At 75.5% G+C, this 23,841-nt stretch carries 28 protein-coding genes; 15 read left to right on the top strand and 13 right to left on the bottom strand.

What is annotated here, in order from left to right:
• Window positions 1-22 precede the first annotated feature (22 nt).
• A complete protein-coding gene (locus tag KGD84_RS15565) occupies window positions 23-646 on the top strand; it encodes a class I SAM-dependent methyltransferase (protein WP_220561089.1) in 624 nt (207 codons plus the stop codon).
• Between the two features lie 33 nt (window positions 647-679).
• Here the strand turns inward: KGD84_RS15565 and KGD84_RS15570 are convergent, their stop codons facing one another.
• Both KGD84_RS15570 and KGD84_RS15575 read right to left on the bottom strand, forming a co-directional pair.
• On the bottom strand, window positions 680-1,285 hold the full coding sequence (locus KGD84_RS15570) for a response regulator transcription factor (RefSeq protein ID WP_220561090.1): 606 nt from the start codon (window positions 1,283-1,285) through the stop codon (window positions 680-682).
• Between the two features lie 22 nt (window positions 1,286-1,307).
• Window positions 1,308-2,429, bottom strand: a complete 1,122-nt coding sequence (locus KGD84_RS15575) for a sensor histidine kinase (RefSeq protein ID WP_220561091.1) — start codon at window positions 2,427-2,429, stop codon at window positions 1,308-1,310.
• A 223-nt stretch (window positions 2,430-2,652) separates the two neighbouring features.
• On the opposite strand from KGD84_RS15575, the gene KGD84_RS15580 reads away from it, so the two are divergent.
• Window positions 2,653-3,135: a hypothetical protein gene (locus KGD84_RS15580; RefSeq protein ID WP_220561092.1), complete on the top strand. Its 483-nt coding sequence runs from the start codon at window positions 2,653-2,655 to the stop codon at window positions 3,133-3,135.
• 48 nt (window positions 3,136-3,183) lie between these two features.
• On the opposite strand, the gene KGD84_RS15585 is transcribed toward KGD84_RS15580, so the two are convergent.
• Genes KGD84_RS15585 through KGD84_RS15600 form a run of 3 tightly spaced genes read right to left on the bottom strand, consistent with a single transcriptional unit; the run spans window position 3,184 to window position 4,218 of the window.
• Window positions 3,184-3,453, bottom strand: coding sequence for a hypothetical protein (locus KGD84_RS15585; protein WP_220561093.1), 270 nt, complete (start codon window positions 3,451-3,453; stop codon window positions 3,184-3,186).
• A gap of 11 nt (window positions 3,454-3,464) precedes the next feature.
• A complete protein-coding gene (locus KGD84_RS33580; protein ID WP_220561094.1) occupies window positions 3,465-4,022 on the bottom strand; it encodes a Clp protease N-terminal domain-containing protein in 558 nt (185 codons plus the stop codon).
• Window positions 4,023-4,026: 4 nt separating this feature from the next.
• Window positions 4,027-4,218, bottom strand: a complete 192-nt coding sequence (locus KGD84_RS15600) for an HTH domain-containing protein (RefSeq protein WP_220561095.1) — start codon at window positions 4,216-4,218, stop codon at window positions 4,027-4,029.
• A 131-nt stretch (window positions 4,219-4,349) separates the two neighbouring features.
• On the opposite strand from KGD84_RS15600, the gene KGD84_RS15605 reads away from it, so the two are divergent.
• Window positions 4,350-4,754, top strand: a complete 405-nt coding sequence (locus tag KGD84_RS15605) for a RidA family protein (RefSeq protein ID WP_220561096.1) — start codon at window positions 4,350-4,352, stop codon at window positions 4,752-4,754.
• A gap of 50 nt (window positions 4,755-4,804) precedes the next feature.
• Window positions 4,805-5,647 carry an alpha/beta hydrolase fold domain-containing protein gene (locus KGD84_RS15610; protein ID WP_220561097.1) on the top strand — a complete coding sequence of 281 codons (843 nt, stop codon included), beginning with the start codon at window positions 4,805-4,807 and terminating at the stop codon, window positions 5,645-5,647.
• Between the two features lie 4 nt (window positions 5,648-5,651).
• On the opposite strand, the gene KGD84_RS15615 is transcribed toward KGD84_RS15610, so the two are convergent.
• Entirely contained in the window at window positions 5,652-6,431 is a 780-nt protein-coding gene (locus KGD84_RS15615) for an SDR family oxidoreductase (RefSeq protein ID WP_220561098.1), read from the bottom strand.
• A 76-nt stretch (window positions 6,432-6,507) separates the two neighbouring features.
• A complete protein-coding gene (locus tag KGD84_RS15620; RefSeq protein WP_220561099.1) occupies window positions 6,508-7,044 on the bottom strand; it encodes a CGNR zinc finger domain-containing protein in 537 nt (178 codons plus the stop codon).
• A gap of 55 nt (window positions 7,045-7,099) precedes the next feature.
• On the opposite strand from KGD84_RS15620, the gene KGD84_RS15625 reads away from it, so the two are divergent.
• The 3 genes from KGD84_RS15625 to KGD84_RS15635 all read left to right on the top strand — a co-directional run bounded on the left by KGD84_RS15625 (window position 7,100) and on the right by KGD84_RS15635 (window position 10,229).
• Window positions 7,100-8,239 (top strand): MFS transporter, encoded by a 1,140-nt coding sequence (locus KGD84_RS15625; protein WP_255646577.1) that lies wholly within the window; start codon window positions 7,100-7,102, stop codon window positions 8,237-8,239.
• Between the two features lie 39 nt (window positions 8,240-8,278).
• Entirely contained in the window at window positions 8,279-9,235 is a 957-nt protein-coding gene (locus tag KGD84_RS15630) for a helix-turn-helix transcriptional regulator (protein WP_220561100.1), read from the top strand.
• A gap of 100 nt (window positions 9,236-9,335) precedes the next feature.
• A complete protein-coding gene (locus tag KGD84_RS15635; protein ID WP_220561101.1) occupies window positions 9,336-10,229 on the top strand; it encodes a GNAT family N-acetyltransferase in 894 nt (297 codons plus the stop codon).
• On the opposite strand, the gene KGD84_RS15640 is transcribed toward KGD84_RS15635, so the two are convergent.
• A complete protein-coding gene (locus KGD84_RS15640) occupies window positions 10,210-11,223 on the bottom strand; it encodes a Gfo/Idh/MocA family protein (RefSeq protein ID WP_220561102.1) in 1,014 nt (337 codons plus the stop codon). The two genes, KGD84_RS15635 and KGD84_RS15640, sit on opposite strands and share 20 nt — an antisense overlap.
• Before the next feature lie 135 nt (window positions 11,224-11,358).
• Window positions 11,359-12,420: a YihY/virulence factor BrkB family protein gene (locus KGD84_RS15645; RefSeq protein ID WP_220561103.1), complete on the bottom strand. Its 1,062-nt coding sequence runs from the start codon at window positions 12,418-12,420 to the stop codon at window positions 11,359-11,361.
• Between the two features lie 633 nt (window positions 12,421-13,053).
• Here KGD84_RS15645 and KGD84_RS15650 point away from each other — a divergent pair.
• Complete coding sequence (locus KGD84_RS15650; protein WP_220561104.1) at window positions 13,054-13,437, top strand: hypothetical protein; 384 nt, start codon at window positions 13,054-13,056, stop codon at window positions 13,435-13,437.
• Window positions 13,438-13,440: 3 nt separating this feature from the next.
• Here the strand turns inward: KGD84_RS15650 and KGD84_RS15655 are convergent, their stop codons facing one another.
• The 3 genes from KGD84_RS15655 to KGD84_RS15665 are packed head-to-tail and all read right to left on the bottom strand — an operon-like array spanning window position 13,441 to window position 16,460.
• The gene (locus KGD84_RS15655) at window positions 13,441-14,415 is read right to left on the bottom strand and encodes a DUF4097 family beta strand repeat-containing protein (protein WP_220561105.1); all 975 of its coding nucleotides are present in this window, start codon (window positions 14,413-14,415) and stop codon (window positions 13,441-13,443) included.
• Between the two features lie 48 nt (window positions 14,416-14,463).
• A complete protein-coding gene (locus tag KGD84_RS15660) occupies window positions 14,464-15,204 on the bottom strand; it encodes a response regulator transcription factor (RefSeq protein WP_220561106.1) in 741 nt (246 codons plus the stop codon).
• The gene (locus KGD84_RS15665) at window positions 15,201-16,460 is read right to left on the bottom strand and encodes a sensor histidine kinase (protein WP_370634691.1); all 1,260 of its coding nucleotides are present in this window, start codon (window positions 16,458-16,460) and stop codon (window positions 15,201-15,203) included. The genes KGD84_RS15660 and KGD84_RS15665 overlap by 4 nt, the downstream gene beginning before the upstream one ends.
• A 249-nt stretch (window positions 16,461-16,709) precedes the next feature.
• Between KGD84_RS15665 and KGD84_RS15670 the strand changes: the two genes are divergently transcribed.
• Together KGD84_RS15670 and KGD84_RS15675 are read left to right on the top strand one after the other, a co-directional pair.
• Complete coding sequence (locus KGD84_RS15670) at window positions 16,710-17,471, top strand: (2Fe-2S)-binding protein (protein WP_255646578.1); 762 nt, start codon at window positions 16,710-16,712, stop codon at window positions 17,469-17,471.
• Window positions 17,472-17,502: 31 nt separating this feature from the next.
• On the top strand, window positions 17,503-18,258 hold the full coding sequence (locus KGD84_RS15675; protein WP_220561107.1) for an SAM-dependent methyltransferase: 756 nt from the start codon (window positions 17,503-17,505) through the stop codon (window positions 18,256-18,258).
• Window positions 18,259-18,441: 183 nt separating this feature from the next.
• On the opposite strand, the gene KGD84_RS15680 is transcribed toward KGD84_RS15675, so the two are convergent.
• The gene (locus KGD84_RS15680) at window positions 18,442-18,924 is read right to left on the bottom strand and encodes a VOC family protein (RefSeq protein ID WP_220561108.1); all 483 of its coding nucleotides are present in this window, start codon (window positions 18,922-18,924) and stop codon (window positions 18,442-18,444) included.
• A gap of 159 nt (window positions 18,925-19,083) precedes the next feature.
• Here KGD84_RS15680 and KGD84_RS15685 point away from each other — a divergent pair, with 159 nt between their 5' ends.
• The 5 genes from KGD84_RS15685 to KGD84_RS15705 all read left to right on the top strand — a co-directional run bounded on the left by KGD84_RS15685 (window position 19,084) and on the right by KGD84_RS15705 (window position 23,839).
• Complete coding sequence (locus KGD84_RS15685) at window positions 19,084-19,521, top strand: helix-turn-helix domain-containing protein (RefSeq protein ID WP_338151217.1); 438 nt, start codon at window positions 19,084-19,086, stop codon at window positions 19,519-19,521.
• 97 nt (window positions 19,522-19,618) lie between these two features.
• Window positions 19,619-20,416 carry a methyltransferase domain-containing protein gene (locus KGD84_RS15690; protein ID WP_220561109.1) on the top strand — a complete coding sequence of 266 codons (798 nt, stop codon included), beginning with the start codon at window positions 19,619-19,621 and terminating at the stop codon, window positions 20,414-20,416.
• A 116-nt stretch (window positions 20,417-20,532) separates the two neighbouring features.
• Complete coding sequence (locus tag KGD84_RS15695; RefSeq protein ID WP_220561110.1) at window positions 20,533-22,134, top strand: hypothetical protein; 1,602 nt, start codon at window positions 20,533-20,535, stop codon at window positions 22,132-22,134.
• 92 nt (window positions 22,135-22,226) lie between these two features.
• Window positions 22,227-22,838, top strand: coding sequence for a DUF3887 domain-containing protein (locus KGD84_RS15700; protein WP_255646579.1), 612 nt, complete (start codon window positions 22,227-22,229; stop codon window positions 22,836-22,838).
• Complete coding sequence (locus KGD84_RS15705) at window positions 22,835-23,839, top strand: CPBP family intramembrane glutamic endopeptidase (protein WP_220561111.1); 1,005 nt, start codon at window positions 22,835-22,837, stop codon at window positions 23,837-23,839. Before KGD84_RS15700 ends, KGD84_RS15705 begins: the two co-directional genes overlap by 4 nt.
• Window positions 23,840-23,841: the final 2 nt, after the last annotated feature.

The raw sequence follows: 23,841 nt of genomic DNA on the forward strand, positions 1-23,841 counted from the left end.
GGAAATGGAACGAGGGGGACGTATGGGGCAGGAGTTCGACCGGGCCTACTGGGAGGACCGCTACCGGGAGCACGGCCACGGGTACGGCGCGCCGCCCAACCCGCAGCTGGTGGCCGAGGTGACCGGGCTGGCCCCGGGGCGGGCGCTGGACGCCGGGGCGGGCACCGGGGCCGAGGCCCGGTGGCTGGCCGGGCAGGGGTGGGAGGTGACGGCCGTGGACATCTCCCAGGCGGCCCTGGACGCCGCCCGCGAGCGCGCGGCCGCGCTGGACACGGCGGTGGCCGGGCGCATCACGTGGGTGCGCGCGGACCTGACCGAGGAGATCCCCGGGTCCGGGTTCGACCTGGTGTGCAGCCACTACGCGCACCCCACCGGCGGGTACCGGGCGTTCTTCGACCGGCTGGCGGCGGCGGTGGCCCCGGGCGGCACGCTGTTCGTCGTCGGCCACGACCACGCCGACGACCACGGCCACGGGCACGGCGGGTCGCTGGAGCACTCGCGGGTGGGTGCCGCCGAGGTCGCCGAAGGCCTCGACGAGAGGGAGTGGGAGGTGCTGGTGAGCGAGTCCCGCAGCCGCGAGGTCGACCGGGGCGGGCACCGGGCCGTCCTGCACGACTCGGTGCTGCGGGCCCGCCGCCGCGCCTGAGGCCGGGACCGGGGCGGGCGGTGCCCGCCCCGGTCAGAGCCAGTCGTGTTCGCGGGCGTAGCGGGCGGCCTCGTGGCGGGTCCGGGTCTGGGTCTTGTGCATCGCGTTGGACAGGTAGTTGCGCACGGTGCCCTCGGCCAGGTGCAGGCGCGCGGCGATCTCGGCGACCGAGTACCCCTCCCGGGTCTCGCGCAGCACGTCGACCTCCCGGTCGGTGAGCGGGGAGTCGTCGATGACGGCCAGCGCCGACACGTCCGGGTCGATCCACCTCCTGCCGGCGTGCAGGGCCGCGATGACCTCGGCGATGTGCGCGGGGTCGGCCGCCTTGCTGACGAAGCCCTGGACCCCCAGTTTGAGCGCCCGGCGCAGCACCCCGGGGCGGGCGTGCCGGGTCAGCATGAGGACCACCTGTCCGGGGTGCTCCCGGCGCAGCCTGGCGACGGCCTCCAGGCCGTCGGTGCCGGGCATCTCCAGGTCGATGACGAGCACGTCGGGCCGGTGCCGCAGTACCGCCTCCACGGCCTGGGCGCCCTCGGCGGCCTCGGCGAGCACGGAGATGTCCCCCTCCAGGGGCAGCAGCGCCGCCAGGGCCGACCGCAGCAGGGCCTCGTCGTCGGCGAGCACCACGGTGGTGGTCATGGGCGTCCTCTCGGGGTCGTGGTCAGCGGCCGGTGTCCGCGGCGGGGAAGGACACGGCCGTCAGAAAGCGGCCGTCCTCGCGCCGCGCGGTCAGGGTGCCCCCGGCCCCGGCGACCCGTTCCGCCAGGGCGGCCAGCCCGCGCAGGGCTGGGGTGGGGCCCCGGCCCGCGCCGTCGTTGGTGATGATGATGCCCGTCTCGACCAGGGTGATCCCCACCCGGCCGGCCTGGGCGTGGCGCAGGATGTTGGTGGTGGTCTCTCGCAGCACCTGGCCGACCAGTTCCGCGGAGCGCTCGTCCACCTCGCCTTCGCGTTCCACCTCCACCCGGATGCCCGCGGCCTCGAACAGGTTCTTGGCGTTCTCCAGCTCCGCGGACAGGTTGAGCCTGCGCTGGGCGTAGGCGAGCTCCCGGGTCCGGGCGATGGTGTCCCCGACCAGGTCCTGGACCTCGCCCAGTTCCCGTTCGGCCCGGTCGGTGTCGGTGCGCAGGAGCCTGCGGGCCAGGGCCGCCTTCAGTTTGACCACGTGCAGGGTGTGGCCCTGGATGTCGTGCAGGTCGCCGGCGAAGCGCACGCGCTCGCGCATGACGGCCACCTCCGCCTCGCGCTCGCGGGCCCGCTCCAGCTCGGTGAGGATGTCGCGGACCGCGAAGACCAGGGAGACGAGGACGAACCCGGTCGCGGCGACGGCGGCGGTGGCCACCCCGTACCGGAGCGCGGCCTCCAGGGGGCCCTCGGGTGCCAGCGCCGCCTTGACCGCGACCAGGGCCGCGCCGGCGGCGACGAGCGCCGCGGTGGCCGCCCTGGGGCGGCGCGACAGCTCGGAGACGGTGATGGTGGCCACGGCCGCGACGCTGTAGACGGCCGTGGCGGAGTCGGCGGCCAGGACCCCGAAGACCCACACGGCCGCGACGAAGGCCAGGCCGGGGAGGAGGACCGCGGCGCGTGGCTCACGGCCGGCGGCCCACCGGTTGACGATGAGCATGGTCACGGCCAGGGCCGCACTCATCATGACCGCTTCCTGCCAGGTCCCGGCGTCGGTCGCGATCAGCAGGGCGCCCACGGCGGCGATCGCCCCGGACACGATGTCCATGTTGAGCCTGCGCAGGCGCCCCTGGGTCTCCTCGGTCTGCTCCGGCCCCATGCGCGTCCCCCCGTGTCCGCGGCCGTCGGCGCGCCGGCCCGCGGACCCGGCGCGGCGCGCTCCCAGTCTGGCGGGGGCCGGGCCGCCCCCACCAGTGACACGGCGTCACGGTCCGTCCGGGCGAATGTCACGGTCCGGTGGTGACACGGCCGCACTGCCGTGAGCGGGGGGCCGCGGGCGATGGTGGTGCCTGAACGATCCACAACCGGCGAAGGGTTACACCGTGATCGAGTTCCTCCAGGGAGTCACCTCCCAGGTCCCCGTGGCCCTGCAATGGGCCGTTGTGGTCGTACTCGGGGCGATCCCCTTCATCGAGTCCTACAGCGGGTCTGCGCTGGGGGTGGTGGCCGGGGTCCCGGTCTGGGTCGCGGTCCCTGCGGCGGTCGCCGGGAACATCGTGTCCCTGCTGTTCTCGGTGGCCATGTCCGTGCGACTGCGCGACAAGGTGCGTGCGGGCCGCGCCGACCGGCCCCGGACGGAGCCCTCTCCCCGCCGCGCCAAGCTGCGCAAGCAGTTCGACCGGTACGGGGTGGCCGGAGTGGCCCTGCTGGGTCCGCTCGCCCTGCCCAGCCAGATCACCGCCGCCGCGACGGTCTCCTTCGGGGCTCCCCGGGGTGCGGTGGTGTTCTGGCAGTCGGTGGCGATCGTCCTGTGGGGTGTCGGGTTCGGCGCGCTGGCCGCGCTGGGGGTGGCGGTCCTGGCCTGAGGGGCAGGTGCCCCCGAGGTGGGGGGAACCTGCGGTCGGTGTCGCGGGTCAGCGCAGGTCGGCGAAGAACACGCGCACGTCGTCCAGGAGCAGGTCGGGCTCCTCCAAAGCGGCGAAGTGCCCACCGCGACCCTCGACGTCGGTCCAGCGGACGATGGTGTTCTCCGCTTCGGAGTAACGGCGGATGCCGACGTCGTGGGCGAACACGAGGACGCCGGTGGGCACGCCCGAGTCCTCGTCGACCTCGCCCCGGCCCGCCTCGTCGACGTAGCCGACGTAGGCCGAGGAGGTCGCGGTATCGGTCAGCCAGTAGAGCATGGCGTTGGTGATCAGGCGGCCTCGTCGAGGAGTTCGCGGGTGCGGTCGCGGGCGTGGTCGTAGGTGAGGCCGTGTTCGGCCAGGACCGAGGCGGCGGGTTCGGGCAGGCCCTGGCGGAGCAGGGCCAGCAGGATGTGGGCGGAGTCGATGGACGTGTGGCCCGCGGCGATGGTCTCGCGCAGGGACAGCTCCAGGACCTTCTTGGCCCTGGCGTCGAACGGGCTGCCCAGGCGGCCGCGCCGTCTTGGCGGGGCGGGTTCGGCGGGCGGTGTCAGGGCCTGGGGGCCGAAGGCCTCCTCCAGGCGGCGGAACAGGGCGTCGGTGTCGATGCCCACGGCGCGCAGGGCGTGCAGTTCCCGGTCGTTGAGCCCGGCGGGGCCGGTCGGCGGGTCGGCGAGCATGGCGGGGGTGATCCCGGCGTCGGCGAGGATGCGGGCGCCGGTGCCGTCGGCGCGGGCCAGGGTGAGGAGCAGGTGCGCGGGTCCGACCTTGGCGTCGCCCTGCTCGGCGGCGGTGGCGACGGCGTCGGAGACGATGGCGCGGGCGGTGCGGCTGAAGCGTTCGAACACGGTGTCACTCCCGGTGGGCGTGTTTCTGGTGGACGGCCTGGCGGGTGACGCCCAGTCGGTCGGCGATCTCCTGCCAGGACAGGCCCTGCTCGCGGGCGGCGCGCACGTGCAGGGACTCCAGGTGGTCGGCGAGTTTGCGCAGTGCGGCGACGGCGGTCAGGCCGGTGGCCGGGTCGAGCGGCGTTCCCTCATCCATGGTGTCAAGATATGTTGACACTCTTTTCCTGTCAAGGAACCTTGACACGTCTGCCGACGGCAGAAACCAGAACCGCCGCCGCCCCCTCCGCGTTGGAGACGGGTGAGAACACCACCGACCCCGGGAGACCCATGTCCGCCGTCCGCCTCGTCCGCAGCGCCACCCTCACCCCCGACGTCGACTACGCCTACGCCGCCACCGTCAGCGGCCCCCTGCGCGCGGTGTGGACCGCCGGGGCCTGCCCCCTGGACGAGAAGGGGGCCACCGTCGCCGCCGGCGACGTCGCGGGCCAGGCCGAGCAGGTCATGCGCAACCTGCGCACCGCCCTGGCCGACGCCGGGGCCTCGCTCGCCGACATCGTCAAGACCACCGTCTACGTCGCCTCCCCCCGCCAGGAGGACCTGGTGGCCGCCTGGGACGTGGTGCGCGCCCACATGGGCGACCACGACGCCCCCTCCACCCTGCTCGGCGTGGCCGCCCTGGGCTACGACGACCAGCTCGTGGAGGTGGAGGCCGTGGCCGTGGTGGCCGACTGAGCCGATAATCCGATGACAGGACGAAGGGGAAGGCGGTAGACCTGTCCCCCATGGACGTCCACCGCCTTCCCACCGACCCCGAGGCCGCGGCCCGGGTGTCGGCGGCCCTGACCGACCCGGCACCCCTGCGCGACGACGGGGGCGAACCCGCGCCCGGAGGCGTGTGGGCGAACGCCCCGGGCGCCTCCCGTGAACGCGGCGTGCTGCTGTACGTGTACGGCGGCGGGTTCGTCCACCGCGACCCGGGGCTGATCACGGCGGCCGCCCGGCGGCTGTCGGCGGCCACCGGCCGCCCCGCCCTGGCCGTGCACTACCGGCTGGCGCCCGACCACCCCTTCCCCGCTCCCCTGGACGACGTGGTCGCCGCCTACCGCTACCTGCTCGCCGAGGGGTTCGCGCCCGGGCGCGTGGCGGTGGTCGCCGAGTCCTCCGGCGCGGCGCTGGCCCTGTCCGCGCTGCTCGTGCTCAAGGCGGCGGGGGACCCGCCGCCCGGGACCGTGGTGACCCAGTCCGCCGTCACCGACATGACCCTGGGCAGCCCTTCGCTGTCCGCCGACACCCCGGGCGACCCGGGGGTGGACCGCGCCCTCATCGCCGACCTCACCGGCCGCTACCTGGGCGGGGCCGCCCGCGACCGGGCTCCGCAGTCGCCCCTGCACGGCGACCTGGCGGGCCTGCCCCCGCTGCTGATGGTGGTCGGCGGGGCCGAGGCGCTGCTGGACGACACCCTGCGCTACGCCGCGGCCGCGCACGCGGCGGGCACCCGGGTGCGGGTGGACGTCCTGGAGGGGCTGCCGCACGCGTTCTCGCTACTCGCGCTGACCGAGGGCGAGGCCGCCGGGGAGCTGCTCATGGAGCGCGTCGCCGGCTGGATCGACCGCTGGGCCCGGTGAGGGCTCAGCGCTGGGCGGCCGGGCGCACGACGATCTCGTTGACGTCCACGTCGGCGGGCTGGTCCACGGCGTAGGCCACGGCGCGGGCGATGGCGTCGGCCGGGATGCTCGCCGCCCGGTACCCGACCATGAGTCCGGCCGCGTGCGGGTCCGTGATGTGGTCCGCGAGCTCGGACTCCACGACCCCCGGGGAGACGGTGGTCACCCGGATCGAGGGGTCGGACTCCAGGCGCAGCCCCTCGGTCAGGGCCCGGGCGGCGAACTTGGTGGCGGAGTAGACCGCCGACGTGGGCACGACCTCGCGTGCGCCGATCGAGGCGATGGTGACCACGTGCCCCGAGCCCAGGTCGCGAAAGCGCGGCAGCACCGCGGCGATCCCGTTGTAGAGGCCCTTGACGTTGACGTCGAACATGCGGTCCCACTCCTCGACGAGCAGCGACTCCAGGCGGGAGAGCAGCATCACCCCGGCGTTGGCGACCAGGACGTCCAGGCGCCCGTGTTCGGCGACCACGTCCGCGACCAGGTCGGCGAACGCGGCCCGGTCGGTCACGTCCAGGGTGCGGGCCAGGGCGGTGTGCCCGACGCCGGTGAGCTCGTCGGCGACGGCGCGCAGGCGGTCCGCGCGGCGCCCGGTGAGGACGACGGTGTGCCCCTGGCCGGCGAGCCGCCGGGCCACGGCCTCGCCGATCCCGCTGCCCGCCCCCGTCACCAGGACGACCTTGTGCGTGCCGTGCGCGCCCCGGGCGCTGTCGGTGTCTTCGGTGGTCGTTGCGTGTGTGCTCATGGGGTTCACCCTCGCGGCCGCGGACGGTGGGGGGAAGGCCGCGGCGCACCTGGGAGTGCCGCACCCGGGTTCCCGGTCAGGCGCGGGCGCGGTGGGCGCGCACCCGGGAGCGGGTGGCGCAGCGCTTGGAGCAGAACCGGCGCGCGCTGCCGCTGCCGGTGTCGATGAACACCCGGCCGCAGCCCTCGGTCCCGCACACCCCGCCCGGCGGGCGCTGTCGGTCGGTGAGCAGCAGCGCCAGCATCAGGCCGGCCGAGGCGGCGAACCACTCCGCCAGGGGCGCGTCGTCGCGGGAGTCGGTGTGGACGTGCCAGTGGGAGGCGCCGCCGTGGTCGGTGAGCCGGGGCGGGTGCGCGGCGGCCAGCAGGGCGTTGACCCGGGCGGCGGCCGCCGCGGTGGTGCCCGCCTCCAGGACGCGGCGGATCCGCGCGGCGGCCTCCCGCAGCGCGGCGAGGTCGCGGCCGGTGACGGGGTCGTCCTCGCCGTGGGCGCGCAGCACCTCCTCCACGCGGGCCGGGTCCGTGTCCGGTGCGGCCAGGGCGTTGACGAGGTCGGCGGTGCGGGCGGCGACGGCCCGCACCGAGCGGCCGGTCAGGGCGGTGGAGGTCGGCATGCGGCCACTGTAACGCCTCTTCTGTTTTGAGGCGTTACTCCGTAGCGTCCGGTCCGTGCGCGACGTGATGAGGTACCTGGGCGGGGCGACGGCCGCCCGGACGGGCGACGAGATGTCGGGGCCCGCGCTGCTCCTGCTGGGGGTGGCGCTGACCGGTGAGGCCGTGGCCGGCTCGGCGCTGCTCGCCGGGCTGACCGGGGCGGCCGCGGTGGGCGGGCCGCTGGTGGGCGCGCTGCTGGACCGCTCACGGCGGCCGGGGCGCGTGTTGGCGTGGGCGCTGGGCGGGTACGCGGCCGGGTTCGCGCTCATCGCCCTGGCGCTGGGCCGGGTCCCGCTGCCGTGGGCGGTCGGCGCGGCGGTGGCGGTGGGGCTGCTCGGCCCGGTGCTCTCGGGCGGGTGGACGGCGCAGCTGCCCCGGGTGGCGCCGGCCCGGTGGCGCGCCCGGGCGGACGCCTGGGACGCGATGACCTTCGGCGCCGCCTCCCTGCTGGGTCCGGCGCTGGCGGGGGTGGTGTCCGCGGGGGCCGGGGCCGGTGCCGCGGTGGTCGCCGCGGCGGTGCTCATCGCCCTGGCGGTCCCGGCCGCGCTCGCGCTGCCCGGCGCCCCGGCGGCGCACGCCGCCGGCCCGGTCCTGCCCGGGCTGTGGGAGGGGGTGCGCGCGGTGTTCGCCCCGGGGGCGCTGCGCCGGGCCACCGCCTCCAGTTCTCTGTCCATCGCCGGGACCGGGATGCTCGTGGTGTGCGCTCCGCTGCTGGGGTCGCGCCTGCTGGGCGGGGCCGAGCAGGGGGCGCTGCTGCTGTCGGGGATGGCGGTGTGCTCGCTGGCCGCCAACCTCCTGCTCGCCCGCCGCCCCGGTGCGCTCTCCCCCGACGCGCTGCTGCGGGTGTGCGTCTGCGTCCAGGGGCTCGGCACGGCGGGCGCCGCGCTCGCGGCCGGGCCGCCGGCGCTGCTGGTGTGCCTGGCCCTGGTGGGCGCCGCCGAGGGGCCGCAGCTGACCGCCCTGTTCGCGATCCGCCACCGGGAGGCGCCCGACCGCCTGCGGGCGCGGGTGTTCACCACCGGGGCGAGCCTGAAGATCTCGGCGTTCGCCGCCGGCGCCGCCCTGGCCGGGCCGCTGGCCCAGGTCTCGCTCCCGGCGTGCCTGGGCGCGGCGGCGGCGCTGCACCTGGCCGCCGCCCTGATCCCCCACCGGTAGCGGACACATCCTGTCCTGCACTCCTGGCAGACTGCGGGTATGTCGACCACCACGTCCTCACGCCTGCTGCGACTGCTGTCCCTGCTCCAGACCCGCAAGGACTGGCCCGGGAGCGAGCTCGCCGACCGCCTGGAGGTGAGCGCCCGCACCGTGCGCCGCGACGTGGACCGGCTGCGGGAGCTGGGCTACCCGATCCAGGCCACCATGGGCACCGGCGGCGGCTACCAGCTGGGCGCGGGCGCCGCCCTGCCGCCGCTGCTGCTGGACGACGACGAGGCCGTCGCCGTCGCGGTGGGCCTGCGCACCGCCGCCCAGGGCGGGGTGAGCGGTATCGAGGAGACCTCGGTGCGCGCCCTGGCCAAGCTGCTCATGGTGCTGCCCTCGCGGCTGCGCCGCCGGGTGGACGCCCTGGGCACCTTCACCGTCCCCATGCCGGGCCGGGGCCCCAGCGTGGACGCCGACGTGCTGGCCCTGGTGGCGGGCGTGTGCCGCGACGGGGAGCGGCTGCGCTTCGACTACGAGCGCCACGACGGCACCGTCTCGCGCCGCGTCACCGAGCCGCACCGCCTGGTCTCCCGGGGGCGGCTGTGGTACCTGGTGGCCTGGGACAACGAGCGCGAGGACTGGCGCACCTTCCGGGTGGACCGGATGCGCCCGCTCACCCCGACCGGGCCGCGGGTGCCCCCGCGCGACCCGCCCGAGCAGGGGGTGGCCGCCTACCTGGCCGAGCGGATGAACTTCCACATGTGGCCGCACCGGGCCCGGGTGCGGCTGCTCATCGGCGCCGAGGAGGCCGCCGGGCGCGGCATCGGCGAGTACGGCCGCCTGGAGCCGGTCGACGACACCTCCTGCGTCCTGGAGGTCGCGGGGGACTCGCTCCGGACCATGGCCTGCTACCTGGCCATGCTCGACGTGGAGATGCGGGTGGAGGAACCGGAGGAGCTGCGCACCGAGATGGCCGCCCTGGCCGCCCGCCTGCGCCGGTCCGCCGACTGATCCGGCGGGGGCCTCCTGCGGGAAGTCCGAGCGGGCACATCCCAGAACAACTACTGTGGGCAGTCACCTGACTTCCTAGAGTGATGAAAGTGGGATCCGCGTGCTCACCCGGGACCGTGCCCTCCGACCGACGCCCGCCCTCGACCCGCCGCCGACCGTCCGCGACCTGTGCCCCGGCTACCGGATCGCCCGCTGGGACTCCCCCGCGTCCCTGTCGGCGGACCGGCGGGAACGCCTCCACATGATCCTGCGCGGCCTGGCCGCCCGCGCCTTCGGCGCCGACCACTCCGCCTACTGGCACGCCCGCATCGAGGGCGGGTTCTTCGACCGCGTCACCTCCCTGGCCCTGATCCTGGACCACGGCGGCGTCCCCGTGGGCTGGGGCGGCTACCACCGGCTGCGGCTGGACGGGCGCCCGGCCCTGTACCTGGACGCCACCGGCGTGGTGCCCGCCCACCGCCGCACCGGGCTCACCTCGGCGCTGATGACCCACTTCCTCACCCGGGAGATCCGCACCCGGCCGCTGCGCGGCATGGACGTGGTCATGCGCACCCGCCACCCCGCCGTCTACGCCGGGTGGCTGCACGGCCTGGGCCCGCACCGGGTCTTCCCCAACACGCGCCGGGCCCTCCCCGCACGGGTCCGGCGCGTGGCGGCCGAGGCCGCGGACTGGCTCGGCGACGGCCCCGGCCTGGACCCCGACACCCTGGTGGTGCGCGACGCCTACCGGGTGTTCGAGGGCGACGTCTACGGGGTGCGGCCGCGCAGCGGGCACAGCGACATCGACGACCTCTTCGCCCGCACCGTCGGCCCCAAGGACGCCCTCATGGTGGTGGCGCACCTGGACGCGGCGGCGCTGGCGCGCTGCGCCCTGGCCCGCGCCGCCCGCTCCCGGGTGCGGCGCATGCCGGCCCTGGGCGGGCGGCCCCGGCGCGGCGGGGCCGCGCCGGTCCACCCCGACACCGCGGACCTGCTCACAGCGGCACGGCCTTGACCGTGGGCGCGCTGTACACCAGCCCGCCCATGTCGCGCACCTTGTCGGTGAGCGCGGCCAGGCGCAGGCTCTCCTCCCAGGGCATGTCCGGGCTCTGGGACAGCCCGGCGGCGACGCACCGGGCGACCTCCTCGGCCTCGTACTCGTAGCCGTTGGCCCGGAAGGGGCGCTCGAAGGTCTCCGGCTCGCGGCCCTCGCGGTGCAGGACCACCTCGGTCGCCGCCCAGAACAGCGGGAGCTCCACCCTGCCGCGGGTCCCGGCCAGCACGGCCCGGTCCGGCAGGGTGGTGAGCGAGGCGCACGACAGGGTGGCGGTCGCCCCCTGCTCCCCGCGCACCAGCACCGTGGTGTGGGTGTCCACCATGTGGTCCGGCGACAGCCGGCGGGTGGCCCCCACCACGGTGAGCTCCCCCAGGTACCACGACGCCAGCATCAGGGGGTACACGCCCAGGTCGAGCAGGGCGCCGCCGCCCAGGTCGGCGTTGAACAGCCGGTGGTCGGGGTCGTAGGGGGCGTTGACGCCGAACTCGGCGGAGATCTGCCGCAGTTCGCCGATCGCCCCGTCGGCGACCAGCTCGCGGGCCAGGCGGTGGGCGGGCAGGAAGCGCGTCCACATCGCCTCCATGAGGAACACGCCGTTGTCGCGGGCGGCCCCGGTCATCTCGGCGGCCTGGAGGGCGTTCATCGCCATCGGCTTCTCCACCAGCACGTGCTTGCCCGCGTTCAGGCACAGCAGGGTGTGCGGGTGGTGCCAGGGGTGGGGGGTGGCCACGTAGACCACGTCCACGTCGGGGTCGGCGGCCAGCTCCGCGTAGGAGCCGTGGGCGCGGGGCACGTCCCAGGCGGCGGCGAACTCCTGGGCGCGCTCCCATGTGCGCGAGCCGACCGCGGTGACCCGCGCCGTGGGGGTGGCCCGCAGGCCTTCCATGAAGGAATGGGCGATCCCGCCCGTGCCGAGCACGCCCCAGCGCAGTACGCCGTTCTCATCTGTCATGGGGGCATCCTAAAAACCCGGTCGTCTCCGGATCGACGGGGGGCGGGTCCCCGGGCCCGCCCCGGCCGTTGCCGCGGGCCCAGGCACGGAGGGGCCCCGGCGCGCGGGCCGCCCCGCGCGCCGGGGCCGGGGACCTCAGGAGCTGTGCTGCTCCCGGTGGCGGTCCTCCCGGGACCTCCCCTGGCGCGGGACACCCCCCTCGTGCCCGTGGTCCCGCCGACGGCGCCCGCGCCCGTCGGCGGGATCGTCGCGCATCTCGACGTAGGGCTCCACGTCCTCGGGGAGCCCCCCGGAGACGGCCCGTCCGCGCTCGATCTCGGCGTTGAACTCCTCGCCGAGCAGGATCGCGATGTTGCTGATCCACAGCCACACCAGGAAGACCACCACCGTCGCCAGGCTGCCGTAGGTCCTGCCGTAGGAGGCGAACTCGGCCACATAGAAGGCGAAGGCCGCCGAGGCCGGGATCCACAGCACGATCGCCAGCACGCTCCCGGGGCTGACCCACCGGAACCCGCGCCTGGCGTTGGGCGAGGCCCAGTACAGGAGCGCGATCATGAACACCACCATGAACAGCAGCACGGGCCACTTGGCGATGTTCCAGACCGTCACCGCGGTCGGCCCGAGCCCCAGCAGGTTCCCGAGCCGCTCCGCCACGCCCCCCGTGAGGGTGATGCCGACCACGGTCAGGGTCAGCAGCACGACCATCAGCAGGGTGACGCCGACACGGATCGGCAGCGTCTTCCAGATCGGCCGTCCCTCGGGGACGTCGTAGACGATGTTGGAGGCGCGCATGAAGGCCGCGATGTAGCCGGAGGCCGACCACAGGGCCACGGCCAGGCTGACCAGACCGAAGATCCCGGCCGCCGCCCGGTTGGCCTGCAGGTTCTCGATCGCCGTGGTCAGGAGTCGGCCGGCGTCGGCCGGCACGGTCCCCGTGATGTTCTCGGTCAGGGTCCGCGTGGCCTCGGGTCCGGCCAGGCCCACCAGGGACACCAGCACGAACAGCGCCGGGAAGACGGCCAGGATCGTGTAGTAGGTGAGACCGGCGGCGAGGTCGGTCAGGGCGTCGGCGCGGAACTCGGTCACGGTCCGGCGCAGGGAGGCCCACCACGAGGAGGCGGGCATGTCGGTCGGCGCGTCGGCCCCCTCACGGGCGGAGCCCCGCGCACGCGCTTCCTCGGAATCGTGTCCCGCCATCTTCCGCTCCTTCCTCGTTCGGCCCCGGCCGCCGGGCCCTCGCACACCGGCCGGGAGAGGCGGCGGCCGGGCGGCCGGGGCAGGAACCGCGCGTCTCCTCGGCGGCCGCCCCGGCCCCGTGCCGGACGTGCCCGCCCGGGCGCTGGGCGGCCCGCTGCCCGGTACGGCTCCCGGAGAGGACCGAGGCGGCCGGCGAGCCGGCGCCGAAGGCCGTCAGCCCGGCGGCGACGGGGCCGCCCCGGGGCCGGCGCACAGCCTGGTCGGCCGCCTGGTCGGCGGTGTGCCGGCCCCGCCCGTCCCCTCGTCCGAGTGCGTCACCAGGCCTCCTCGAAGCCGGTCGTCCCCTCGGTTGGAGCCGCGCCTACCCGTGCCGCCTCCCGGCTACACATCGCACGCAGGGGCCCCGTGGGGAACATGGATCGGAGAGGGGGCGGATACGCCCCGGGCCGTCCCCCCGGGAGCGGGATCGCCCTTCTCCCGGCGGATCCGAGCCCCACGGCCCCGGGCCGGGGCATCCTAAAAACCCGGTCATCTCCGGGTCGACGGGGGGCAGATCCTCGGTTTCCGGCCGCCGGGCCCTTACCGTGTCCCCTAGGACGCGAAGGGGTCCGTCCGCAGGAATCGGAGGGGGACATGTCGGAGACGCTCGCCCACAGGCTCGGGGTCCGCGCCGGGGACCGGCTGCTCGTCCTCAACGCCCCCGAGCGGTACCTGCGGCTGCTGGAGCCGCCGCCCGACACCCACATCGACCTGGGCCCCATCGAGGGGGCCGAGTACGACTCCGTGCACCTGTTCGCGCTGGACCGCGCGACGGTGGACCGCGAGGTCCACCCGGTCCTGAAGACCCTGTCCCCGGCCGCGGCGGTGTGGGTGTGCTACCCCCAGCCCGGCGGCACCATCATCACCGACCTGCGCTCGGACCGGGGCTGGGACGTCCTGGTCGACGACGGGTGGCGCCCCGCCGCCCAGGTGCCGATCGACTCGGACTGGGCGGCGCTGCGCTTCACCCGCGGCTGAGCGTCAGCCCCCGTGGACCCGGACGCCGCCGCTGACGGTGTCCACCTGGACGCGGGGGCCGTCGGAGGAGGTGCCCACCTCGATGTCGCGCCCGCCCGAGACGGACTCGCCGGTCACGTCGTAGTCGCCGGAGGGGACCCGGACGTCGACGGAGCCGCTGGTCGTCTCCACCACCAGGGTCCGGAACGGGGCGTCGGTGTCGACCTCCACCCTCCCGGAGACCGAGGAGATCTCGGCGGTGTCGAACCCGCCGCCCACGGCCACCCCGCCGCTGGTGGACTCGGCCTCCACCGACTGCGCGGCGAACCCGGTCACGTCCACGTCGCCCGAGGTGCTGACGGCGCGCAGCCGCTCGCCCTCGCCGGAGGCGCTGACGGCCCCGCTGGTGGACTCCAGGTCCGCGGACCCGGTGACCCCCTCGGCCTCGATCCGGCCGCTGGTGGTCTCGACCTCCACGTCGCCGGTGATGTCGGCGAGCTCCACGGCCCCGCTGACGGTGGACACCTCCACCCCGCCCTCGATGCCGGTGGCGGTGACCTCGCCGCCGATGGTCTCCACCAGCACGGCCACCCCGGCGGGCACCGCGATGTCGTAGTCGATCGAGCAGCCGCCCAGGAACCACACACCCGAGCACTCGGCCTCGATGCGCAGGTCCCCGCCCTCGGCCTCGATGTCCTCGTCGGGCTCGGTGAGGGGGGTGCCGCGCAGCTCCCGCTCCACCTGGACCTCGTCGTTCCCGGCGGCGGAGAAGGCCACCCGGCCCCCGGTGCCGTTCTCGACGACCACGCGCTCGGGGGCGGCGAAGGAGTCCCGCCGGTCCCCCCGGTCCACGCCCACGTTGCCCAGGACCGAGACCGCGGTGATCGCGATGAGGGCCACCACCAGGACGCCGCCCAGCACCAGCCACGGCCCGATGCGGAACCCCGTGCCGGGCTCCTTGCTCGACGAGGCGTACAGGCCCCGTGCCTTGAAACTCACTGTCTTCCTCTCCGTTCGGGCTCTCGCCCCCTTGGGTCCCGGTGCCGGTCAGTTCCGGTCGTGGTCGCGCAGGTAGTGCAGGACCGCCTGCACCCTGCGGTGGTCGTGGTCGTCCTGGCCCAGGTCGAGCTTGGTGAAGATCGACCGGATGTGCTTCTCCACCGCGCGCTCGGTGACGGTCAGCCGGGCCGCGATGCCCGCGTTGTTGAGGCCCTGAGCCATCACCTCCAGCACCTCGGTCTCCCTGGGCGTGAGCCGGTCCAGGGCGCTGCCCCGGTGCCCGCTGAGCAGTTGCGACACCACCTCGGGGTCGATCGCCGCGCCGCCGCCGGCCACACGGCGCAGCACGGTCAGGAACTCGTCGATGTCGGCGACCCGGTCCTTGAGCAGGTAGCCGACCCTGGACATGTCGCGCCCGCCGAACAGTTCGGCGGCGTAGCGGCTCACCACGTGCTGGGACAGCAGCAGCACCGCCACGTCGGGGTGCTCCTCGCGGATGCGGATGCCCGCCTTGATGCCCTCCTCGGAGAAGGTGGGCGGCATGCGGATGTCCACCAGGCAAAGGTCCACGTCCGGGTGGTCGGCGATGGCGGCCATCAGCGTGTCGGCGTCGCCGACCTGGGCCAGCACCTCCACCCCGGCGTCCTCCAGGAGCCGGACCATGCCGCTGCGCAGCAGCACCGAGTCCTCCGCGATGATGACCCGCGGCCCCCCGTCCGGGGCCCCGGTGTCCTGCGCGGCCCCGTAGGGGACCGTTCGCGCGTCGTGGCCGTGGAACACGGTTCTCATGCCTCCCAAGGGATGTCGGCGGTCAGGACGGTGCCCTCACCGGCCGGGCTGTGCACGGTCAGGACGCCGTCGACGGCGTCCACCCGGTCCCACAGGCCGTACAGGCCGCTGCCGGAGTCGGGTTCGGCGCCGCCGGCGCCGTCGTCGGTGACGGCGACCCGCAGCAGGTCCCCGCCCTGGCGGGCGGGGCGCTCCACGCGGTGGGCGGACACGGTGACGCGGGAGGCGCCGGAGTGCTTGGCGACGTTGGTGAGCGCCTCGCACACCACGTAGTAGGCGACGCCCTCGGCGCGCGCGGAGGGGCGTTCGGGCAGGTCCACCTCGACCTTGGCCGGGACGGGCGAGCGTCCGGCGGCCACGGGCAGGGCGGCGGGCAGGCCGCGGTCGGTGAGCACGCGGGGGTGCAGGCCGCGGGCGACCTCGCGCAGGTCCTCCATGACCTCGCGGGACTCGCGCTGGGCCTCGGTGATCAGCTCCAGGGCGGCGCCGGGGTCGGTGCCCACGCGGGCGCGGGCCCGGGTGAGGGTCAGGGTCAGGGCGAGCAGGCGCTGCTGGGCGCCGTCGTGCAGGTCGCGTTCGATGCGGCGCCGTTCGGCCTCGGCGGCGTCGACCATGCGCAGGCGGCTGTCCTGGACGTGGGACAGGCGGCGGCGCATGCGCACCTCGGGGGCGTCGAACAGCAGGGCCCGGTGCAGCGCCACCTCGGTGGACACCGCGTACGGGGCCAGGCGCACGCCGATGAGGACGGCCAGCGGGGCCAGGACCACCTGGACCAGCGGGCCGACCAGGTCGGAGGGCTGGCCCTGGACGAGGATGAACACGGTGCCGACCAGGGCGCCGACGGCCACGGCCAGTCCGCACACCACCAGGGCCACCACGATCCCGCCGAACAGCAGCCCGTGCAGGCCGGCGGCGGTGGTGTACACGACCATGGACCAGGCCTCGCGCCCGAACACGAACCGCCACAGCCGCGACCAGCGGCCGTCGGGGGCCAGCGGGTCGGGCGGGGCGGTCTCCACGATCCCGAAGACCGTGCCCAGCCGGTGCCGCTGCACCCGGCAGGCCAGCCGGGAGAGCAGGGTCGCGGCGGCGGGCAGCAGGACCAGCATGGTCAGCGCGCCGGTGAGGAGGCCGTCGAAGCCCTCCCGCCAGGGGTCCTCTCCCCCGGGGGCGATCATGAACCCCACCCAGGAGGCGGAGACGACCAGCAGGAGCGCGGGGATCAGGTAGAACAGCGACAGTGAGAACGAGGTCATCAGGTGGGCGATCTCGACCGCGCGCGTGCGCCAGGGCGCCCTGTGGGCCGCCGCGATGGCGCGCGCGAGCCCGGCGGGGGCCTCGGGCGGGCCTCCGTGGCCGCCGGGGCGTGTGATGGATGGACTGTGACCGGTCACGTGTCCCAATCTAGGTTCGGGGCGGCCGGGACACGATGTCATCAGCACGTGGACACGGGGTGGTGGTGGCACTACCCGGGGCGTGCGGGGGTCTGCGGGAGAGGGGCGAGGGTGGGCGACGGGCGGGTCGAGGTGGGGCCGGTCCTGGCCGGTGTGGGCCGGATCAACATGCTGTTCGTCCTGGACGCGGCGCCTCCCGGGCCCCGCTGGCGGGCGCTGGGCGACCCCGGCCCGGGGGCGGTGGCGGCGGAGGTGGAGCGGGTGCGCGGGAGCTTGGCGGGGTCCGCCGGGGTCCCGGCGCGGGAGGTGGAGTGGCGGGTGGGCGCCTCGCTGTTCCAGCAGGGGCTGGCCACCCGGACGCTGTCGCCGGTGCTGGCCGCGGCGCTGTGCCACGGCGCGGCGCTGCGGGCGGAGGACTTCCACCGGGACCCGGGGGCGGAGGGGCCCATGGTGCTGCGCACCTCCCAGCGGTGGGCGGAGCCGATCGCGCGCGAGGACCCCGCGGCGGTGGCCGGCCACATCGCCGCGACCGTCCTGGCCGGGGTGCTGGAGCCGGTGGCGGCCGCCCTGGACGCGGTGCCCCGCGGCACGGGCCGGGTGGCGCCGGGACTGCTGCGCGGCAACACCGCCTCGGCCCTGGCGGGGGCGGCGCGTTCGCTGGGCCTGGCCCGGCCCGCGGTGCGGGAGGGGGCCGAGGAGGTGGTGCGGCTGCTGGCGGCGTCCCCGGCGCTGGCCGGGACCGGCTCCTACACCGGGCGCGACGCCGGCGGGGCGGCGGTGTTCCGGCGCACCACCTGCTGCCTGTACTACCGGGTGCCCGGGGCGGGGTACTGCGGCGACTGCGCGCTCGCCGCGCCGGGGAAATCGGGGTGACACCGGGCGGGGGGCGTGCCACCCTGCCCGGATGACCACTCCTGAGATTCCTCCCCTGCACCGGGACTGCGACTTCAACGGGCCGCTGTCGGACGCCCACGCCGCCCGGCTCATCGACACCCTGGGGCCGCTCGACGGCCGACACGTCGTGGACGTGGGCTGCGGGTGGGCCGAGCTGCTGCTGCGCACGCTGGAGGGCGCGCCGACCGCGACCGGGTTCGGCATCGACATCGGCGAGGGGGCCGTCGCCCACGGCCGCGCCAACGCCGCCGCGCGCGGGCTGGCCGACCGGGTGGAGCTGGTGGTGGGCGACGCCGGGAAGTGGTCGGGCGGCGGGGCCGACGTCGTGTTCAACATCGGGGCCACCCACGCCTGGGGCGGCGAGCCGGTGACCCATACCGCCAACGCCCTGGAGGCGCTGTCGGGCCTGCTGCGGCCGGGCGGGCGGCTGCTGTTCGGCGAGTGCTTCTGGGTGCGCGAGCCCACCGACGCCGAGCTGGCGGCCATGTACGACACCCCGCGCGAGCAGTACCGGACGATGCGCGGGCTGGTGGACATGGCGCTGTCCTACGGGTTCCGGCTGCGGGCGCTGTCGCAGGCGTCCCTGGAGGAGTGGGACGACTTCGAGAACCGGCACGCCAAGGCGTGGGAGGAGTGGCTGCTGGAGAACCCCGGCTCCCCCGACGCCGAGGAGGTCCGCGCCCTGTCCGACCGGCAGCGGGTGGCCCGCGTCGACGGCTGGCGCGAGGTGATGGGGATGGCGTACCTGACGCTCGTGCGGGTGTGAGGCGGGTCCGTGCGGCCGGGGCCCGCCCCGGCCGCACGGTGCCCCTGCGCGCCTTCGCCGTGCTGCGGCCCGTCCGGCGCCGTCCGCGAGGGCCCGCGGCCGCGGGCCCGCCCCGGGGACCGCTTCCGCGGCGCACGGCGGCCCGGGGGCGTCCGAAGGACGGGCCCGGGCCGCCGGGGCCGGTCAGGCGGCGTCGGCGGCCCGGCGCACCTCCTCGATGTCGATGCGCTGCATCGTGAGCATGGCCTTGACGGCCCGCTCGGCCCGGCCGGGGTCGGGGTCGGTGACCAGGTCGTCCAGCTCGCGGGGGAACACCTGCCAGGAGAACCCGAAGCGGTCCTTGAGCCACCCGCACTGGCTCTCCTGGCCGCCGCCCTCCAGGAGGGCGTACCAGTAGCGGTCGGACTCGGCCTGGTCGGCGCACGGCACCTGGAGGGAGAACGCCTCGCTGAAGGTGAACTCCGGGCCGCCGTTGAGGGCGGTGATCCGCTGGCCCTGGATCTCGAAGTCGACGGTCAGGACCGACCCCTGGGTGCCGGGCATGCCGGGGCCGTTGTGGACGACCTTGAGGATGCGGGCGTCGTCGAACACGCCGACGTAGAATTCCGCGGCCTCCTCGGCCCGGCCGTCGAACCACAGGCACGGGGTGATCTCGAGCTCGGTCATGGTGGTGTCCCTTCGGTGCGTGCTGCTCCGTCACAGGTACAGACCCGGCGCCGGGCCGGAACTCATCGCGGTCCGGACGGTTTTCTCCGGCGTTCTCCGCGGTCCTCCAAGCTCCCTCATCCTCCCCCGTAGAGCCCTAGGATCAGGGGATATCCGGCAGTGGAGGGACGTTTCGTGGAGCAGCGGTACTACTCGGTGGACCAGGTGGCGGAGCTGTTGGGGCTGCACGTGAAGACCGTGCGCGGCTACATCCGCGACGGGAGGCTGGCGGCGACGCGCATCGGCAAGCAGTACCGGATCCGGCGCGAGGACCTGGAGGCGTTCGGCGGGGGCCCGGTGGAGGCGCCGGAGCCGCAGGGGCCGGCCTCGGCGGAGGTGTCGGCGGTGGTGCGCCTGGAGGGGGTGGACCGGGACCGGGCCGACCGGGTGACGACGCTGCTCACGGCGGCGGCCGCCACCCCCGGGCAGGGGCGCCCGCCGGTGCACGTCCAGGCGGTGCACGACCCGGGCGCGCGCAGCCTGCGGCTGGTGATCCTGGGGGACGCGGCGGGGACCGCGGCCCTGTTGGACCTGGTGGACCGGGTCGCACAGAATTGATGTCTCACATGTTGATATTGAAATCTCACCTTTAGAGACGTCGGGTGTAGGGTCGGGGTACCGCGAACACGGCGGTCCCCCGACGGAAAGGGCGACGATGACGCGCTACACCCACGGCCAGCACCCCTCGGTCACCGACTCCTACCGCTGGCGCAACGCCGCCAACTCGGCCGGGTACGCGCTCGCCGAGATGACCCCGGGGCGCTCCCTGCTGGACATCGGGTGCGGTCCGGGCACCATCACCGTCGACCTGGCCGCGCGCGTCGCGCCGGGCAGGGTGGTGGCCGTGGACTCCTCCGCCGAGGCGGTGGAGCTGGCCCGCGCCACGGCGGAGAAGGAGGGCGCCGGGAACATCGACTTCCGGGTCGGCGACGTCCACGACCTGGACCTGCCCGACGCCTCCTTCGACGTGGTGCACGCCCACCAGGTGCTCCAGCACGTGGCCGACCCGGTGCGGGCCCTGTCCGAGATGCGCCGGGTGACCGCGCCGGGCGGGGTGGTGGCGGCCTGCGACAGCGACTACTCGGGGATGTACTGGTACCCGCGGCCGCCGGAGCTGGACGAGTGGATGGACCTGTACCAGCGCGCGGCCCGCGCCAACGGCGGGGAGCCCGACGCGGGGCGGCGCCTGCTCGCCTGGGCCCGCGCCGCCGGGTTCGAGGACGTCACCTACGCCGCCGAGGTGTGGGACCACTCCTCCCCCGAGCGGCGCTCCTGGTGGGGCGGCATGTGGTCGCGCCGCATCCTGGAGTCGGACCTGGCCCGGCAGGCGGTCGCGGAGGGGCTGGCCTCCCCCGCCGACCTGGAACGCATCTCGGCGGGGTGGGCGGCCTGGAGCCGGGACCCCGACGCGGTCTTCGTCATCCCCCGCGGCACCGTCCTGTGCCGGGTCTGAGACGGCGGACGGACAAGGCCCCCGCCGGTGCGCACCGGCGGGGGCTCCCGGGGCGGCCCGCGGTCTGATTGGGTGGAGAACACACGGTCACCCCCTCGTCACGGCCGGAGCCCTCCATGACGGAACCCGAACACCCCCTCCCCTCCCCCGAGACCCCCGCCGATCCCGACACCTCCGCCGATCCCGGAGTCCGCCCCGAGGCCGGAGCCGCAGAAGGCCCGGAACCGCCCGGGGGCCCCGACGCGTTCTCGGTCGTCCTGGGCAACGCCACCCTGCTCGGGCTGGGCTACCTGCTGGTGCGCCGCCCGCGCCGGGCCCTGGCCGCCGCGGGCGCGGCGCTCGCCCTGGTCGCGCTCATCGCCCTGTTCCCGCACGTCACGGCCTGGAGAGTGCTCCTGGGGCTGGTGTGGGCGGGCACGGTCGTGCACGCCTGGTGGCTCACCCGGCGCCCCGGCGGGACCCCGGCCCCGGCCCCGGGCGGGGCGGCCCCGCCGCGGTGGCGCACCCGGGTGCTCACGGGCTCCTGCGTGCTCCTGGTCGCCCTCGCGTGGCTGCGGCTGGACGCCTGGGCGATCACCCGGGACGCCGGGGCCGCGCACACCGCGGGCGACTGCGACCGCGCCCTGGCCTCCCTGCGCTGGCTCCTCCCGGCGCACGGGATCGCCCACGGCCCGGCCGCCGACCGCGGCGTCCAGCAGCGCCAGGCCTGTGAGCTGCTCGCCGCCGCCCTGTCCGACCCCGACCCGTCGTCCGCGGCCGAGAAGCTGGAGCGGTACCTGTCCGGACCGGGCGCGCTCTGGGACGGCGCCGGCCCCGAACGCGCCGAACTCCTGCTCGGCACGGTCGTGGCGCGGGCCCGGGAGCAGGAGGCCGCCGGCGAGGCGCTGGGCGGCCACGGCCCCGCGGTGGCCGCCGTGGAGGACGCCTTCACGCAGCTGGCGCGGACCCTGGAGGACGCCCCCGGCCAGAGCGGGCGGGTGGGCGCCGTCGCGGAGTCGTTCCTGTCCTCCCTCGACGGCATGGCCCCGTGCCGGGCCCGGGAGATCGACGGCTGGCTGCTCGCCCAGGACTGGGAGGACCCCGCGCTGGCCCGTGTGATGGAACCCCAGGCCGAACAGGCCCCGGTCCGGATGTTCGACTGCGCGGAGGCCCTGGCCTCGGTCCGGCCCGAGGAGGGGGCGGGGGCCCACCAGGAGTTCCTGGCGGCCCATCCCGAGCACCCCCTGGCGGCGCGCTCGGCCGAGAGCCTGATCGCGACCGAGGAGTACTGCGCGCACCCGGCCGCGTTCCCGGCCGCGCCCGCCTACGAGGGGGAGGGCCCGCACGCGATGCGCGTGTCGGGGCTGGACCCCGAGGAGTACGGCTTCCCGGACTCCTGGCGGGCCGGCACCGTCGAGGAGACGGTCCTGGTGGTCTGCGTGCAGGGCCCCGAACGGGGCTCCTTCCAGCGGACGTGCGCCTACGAGCCGGGCGAGGACCAGCTGCTGCTCCCGTTCTCGGGGTCGACGGACGTGGACTTCTACGCCAGCGCGTTCACCCTCCAGGCCTACGAGCTGCGCAGCGGCGAGCCGGTGGAGGAGTACACCGAGGAGATCGGCGACCCCTGCCCCGAGGAGCTGGAGTACGAGTCCTACTTCCTCGACATCGTGCCCGGGGAGTACGACTCGGACTACTCCGCGGCGGACGTGCGCGGGATGTTCGACCGCCTCATGGACTGAGCGCCGCCCGGGGCTTCCGGGGCCGGGGCCCGCGGGCCCCGGGCCGCACCCCCTGCTTGCGCTCGGCCCGCTTGTAAACCTATGCTTTACAAGTGCAAGAAGATTTGACGGATGCGCTGCGGTCGCTGAAAACGCACACCGAGGAGTTCCTCGCCTCGCGTTTCCGGACCGCGGACGAGGACTGGGCCGGCTCGATCGCACTCGCCCTGCGCATGCAGGCGGACGCCGACGGGGTCGTGCGCGCCGTCGTGCAGCAGGCGCGGCGCAACGGCGTCACGTGGCAGGTCATCGGCGACGCGCTCGGCGTGACCCGGCAGGCGGCGTTCCAGCGCTACGGCAGACCGGTCGACCCCAGAACGGGAGAACCCATGGACACCACCCCCCTCCCCGGTGCCGCCGAACTGGCGGCCTCGGTGATCGAGGACCTCGCGGCGGGCCGGTGGTCGCGGATCACCGACCGGTTCGACCCGGCCATGCGCGACGGCCTGTCCGAGGACGCGCTCGCCGCCGCCTGGGCGCAGATCGTCGGCATGTCGGGGGCCTTCGAGGGGCACGGGGAGCCGGAGGTGGCCCGTGCCGCCGACGTGACGGTCACCAACACGCCGCTCTCGCTGGAGGCCGGCGACTACACGGCGCGCATCGCGTTCCGCGACGACCGGACCATCGCCGGTCTGCACATCCTCGACGAGAGCCGGCGGCCGTGACCGCCGCCGCGCCCCCGGGCGGGCGCCGCACGAGCCGCCACGACCTGCGCTCCGTCGCCGTCTTCACGGGCCTCGCGTTCGCGCTCGCCTGGCTTTTCGCGCTCCCGCTCTGGCTGGGCGAGGGGATCGCCGACCCCTGGTTCGCCCCCGTGGCCGTCGCCGTGATGGGGACCCCCGCGATCGCCGCCCTCGTCGTCGTGTTCTTCGTGGAACGGCCGCCGCACAAGGCGCGAACGCTGGGGCTGTGGCCGCTGCGGCCGGCCCGCAGGGTGCTGGGCTACGCGGCGGCGGGGATCCTCGTGCCCATCGCGCTCGTCCTGGCGGCGCTCCCGGTCGGCGCGCTGCTGGGGGTCTACCCGGCCGACTTCACGGGCTTCTCGGCCTTCCGGGAGGTCCTCGACGAGCAGGCGGGCGCCCTGGGAGCGGACGGGATCCCGGTACCGGTCGGCGTGCTCGTCGCCGTCCAGGTCGCCGCGCTCCCGATGGCGGCGTTCATCAACCTCCTCCCTGCGCTGGGCGAGGAGCTCGGGTGGCGCGGGTGGCTGCTCCCGAAACTGATGCCGCTGGGCACCCTGCCGGCCCTGCTGGTCTCGGGCGTGATCTGGGGGGTCTGGCACGCCCCGCTCGTCCTCCTGGGGTACAACTACCCGGACGCGCCGGGCTGGCTGGCCGTGGTCATGATGACCGGAATGTGCACCGTGGTCGGCGCGGTCTTCGGCTGGCTGCGGCTCCGGTCGGGGTCGGTGTGGCCCGCGGCCCTCGCCCACGCGGCCTTCAACGGCGCGGGCGGGACCTACCTCCTCTTCGCCGCGGCGGGAGAGCACATCGACACCACGCAGGCGACGGTCCTGGGCTGGAGCGGGTGGATCGTGCCGCTCGCGTTCGTCGCGGTCCTCGTCGCCACCGGCCGGTTCGCCCCCGCGCCGCCACCGCCCCCCGCGCCGTCGGGGCGGGACGCTCCCCTGGAGGACGCGGGTCCGGAACGCGCCGCCGGCGGGTAGCC

Origin of the sequence: Nocardiopsis changdeensis, assembly GCF_018316655.1 — a bacterium.
GTDB lineage: Bacteria > Actinomycetota > Actinomycetes > Streptosporangiales > Streptosporangiaceae > Nocardiopsis > Nocardiopsis changdeensis.

What these genes read in the sequence shown, in the direction of transcription:
- KGD84_RS15565 (WP_220561089.1), top strand. Translation starts at nt 23, where the DNA reads ATGGGGCAGGAGTTCGACCGGGCCTACTGGGAGGACCGCTACCGGGAG.
- KGD84_RS15570 (WP_220561090.1), bottom strand. Translation starts at nt 1,285, where the DNA reads ATGACCACCACCGTGGTGCTCGCCGACGACGAGGCCCTGCTGCGGTCG.
- KGD84_RS15575 (WP_220561091.1), bottom strand. Translation starts at nt 2,429, where the DNA reads ATGGGGCCGGAGCAGACCGAGGAGACCCAGGGGCGCCTGCGCAGGCTC.
- KGD84_RS15585 (WP_220561093.1), bottom strand. Translation starts at nt 3,453, where the DNA reads ATGCTCTACTGGCTGACCGATACCGCGACCTCCTCGGCCTACGTCGGC.
- KGD84_RS15600 (WP_220561095.1), bottom strand. Translation starts at nt 4,218, where the DNA reads ATGGATGAGGGAACGCCGCTCGACCCGGCCACCGGCCTGACCGCCGTC.
- KGD84_RS15605 (WP_220561096.1), top strand. Translation starts at nt 4,350, where the DNA reads ATGTCCGCCGTCCGCCTCGTCCGCAGCGCCACCCTCACCCCCGACGTC.
- KGD84_RS15610 (WP_220561097.1), top strand. Translation starts at nt 4,805, where the DNA reads ATGGACGTCCACCGCCTTCCCACCGACCCCGAGGCCGCGGCCCGGGTG.
- KGD84_RS15615 (WP_220561098.1), bottom strand. Translation starts at nt 6,431, where the DNA reads ATGAGCACACACGCAACGACCACCGAAGACACCGACAGCGCCCGGGGC.
- KGD84_RS15620 (WP_220561099.1), bottom strand. Translation starts at nt 7,044, where the DNA reads ATGCCGACCTCCACCGCCCTGACCGGCCGCTCGGTGCGGGCCGTCGCC.
- KGD84_RS15630 (WP_220561100.1), top strand. Translation starts at nt 8,279, where the DNA reads ATGTCGACCACCACGTCCTCACGCCTGCTGCGACTGCTGTCCCTGCTC.
- KGD84_RS15640 (WP_220561102.1), bottom strand. Translation starts at nt 11,223, where the DNA reads ATGACAGATGAGAACGGCGTACTGCGCTGGGGCGTGCTCGGCACGGGC.
- KGD84_RS15645 (WP_220561103.1), bottom strand. Translation starts at nt 12,420, where the DNA reads ATGGCGGGACACGATTCCGAGGAAGCGCGTGCGCGGGGCTCCGCCCGT.
- KGD84_RS15650 (WP_220561104.1), top strand. Translation starts at nt 13,054, where the DNA reads ATGTCGGAGACGCTCGCCCACAGGCTCGGGGTCCGCGCCGGGGACCGG.
- KGD84_RS15660 (WP_220561106.1), bottom strand. Translation starts at nt 15,204, where the DNA reads ATGAGAACCGTGTTCCACGGCCACGACGCGCGAACGGTCCCCTACGGG.
- KGD84_RS15665 (WP_370634691.1), bottom strand. Translation starts at nt 16,460, where the DNA reads ATGACCTCGTTCTCACTGTCGCTGTTCTACCTGATCCCCGCGCTCCTG.
- KGD84_RS15675 (WP_220561107.1), top strand. Translation starts at nt 17,503, where the DNA reads ATGACCACTCCTGAGATTCCTCCCCTGCACCGGGACTGCGACTTCAAC.
- KGD84_RS15680 (WP_220561108.1), bottom strand. Translation starts at nt 18,924, where the DNA reads ATGACCGAGCTCGAGATCACCCCGTGCCTGTGGTTCGACGGCCGGGCC.
- KGD84_RS15690 (WP_220561109.1), top strand. Translation starts at nt 19,619, where the DNA reads ATGACGCGCTACACCCACGGCCAGCACCCCTCGGTCACCGACTCCTAC.
- KGD84_RS15695 (WP_220561110.1), top strand. Translation starts at nt 20,533, where the DNA reads ATGACGGAACCCGAACACCCCCTCCCCTCCCCCGAGACCCCCGCCGAT.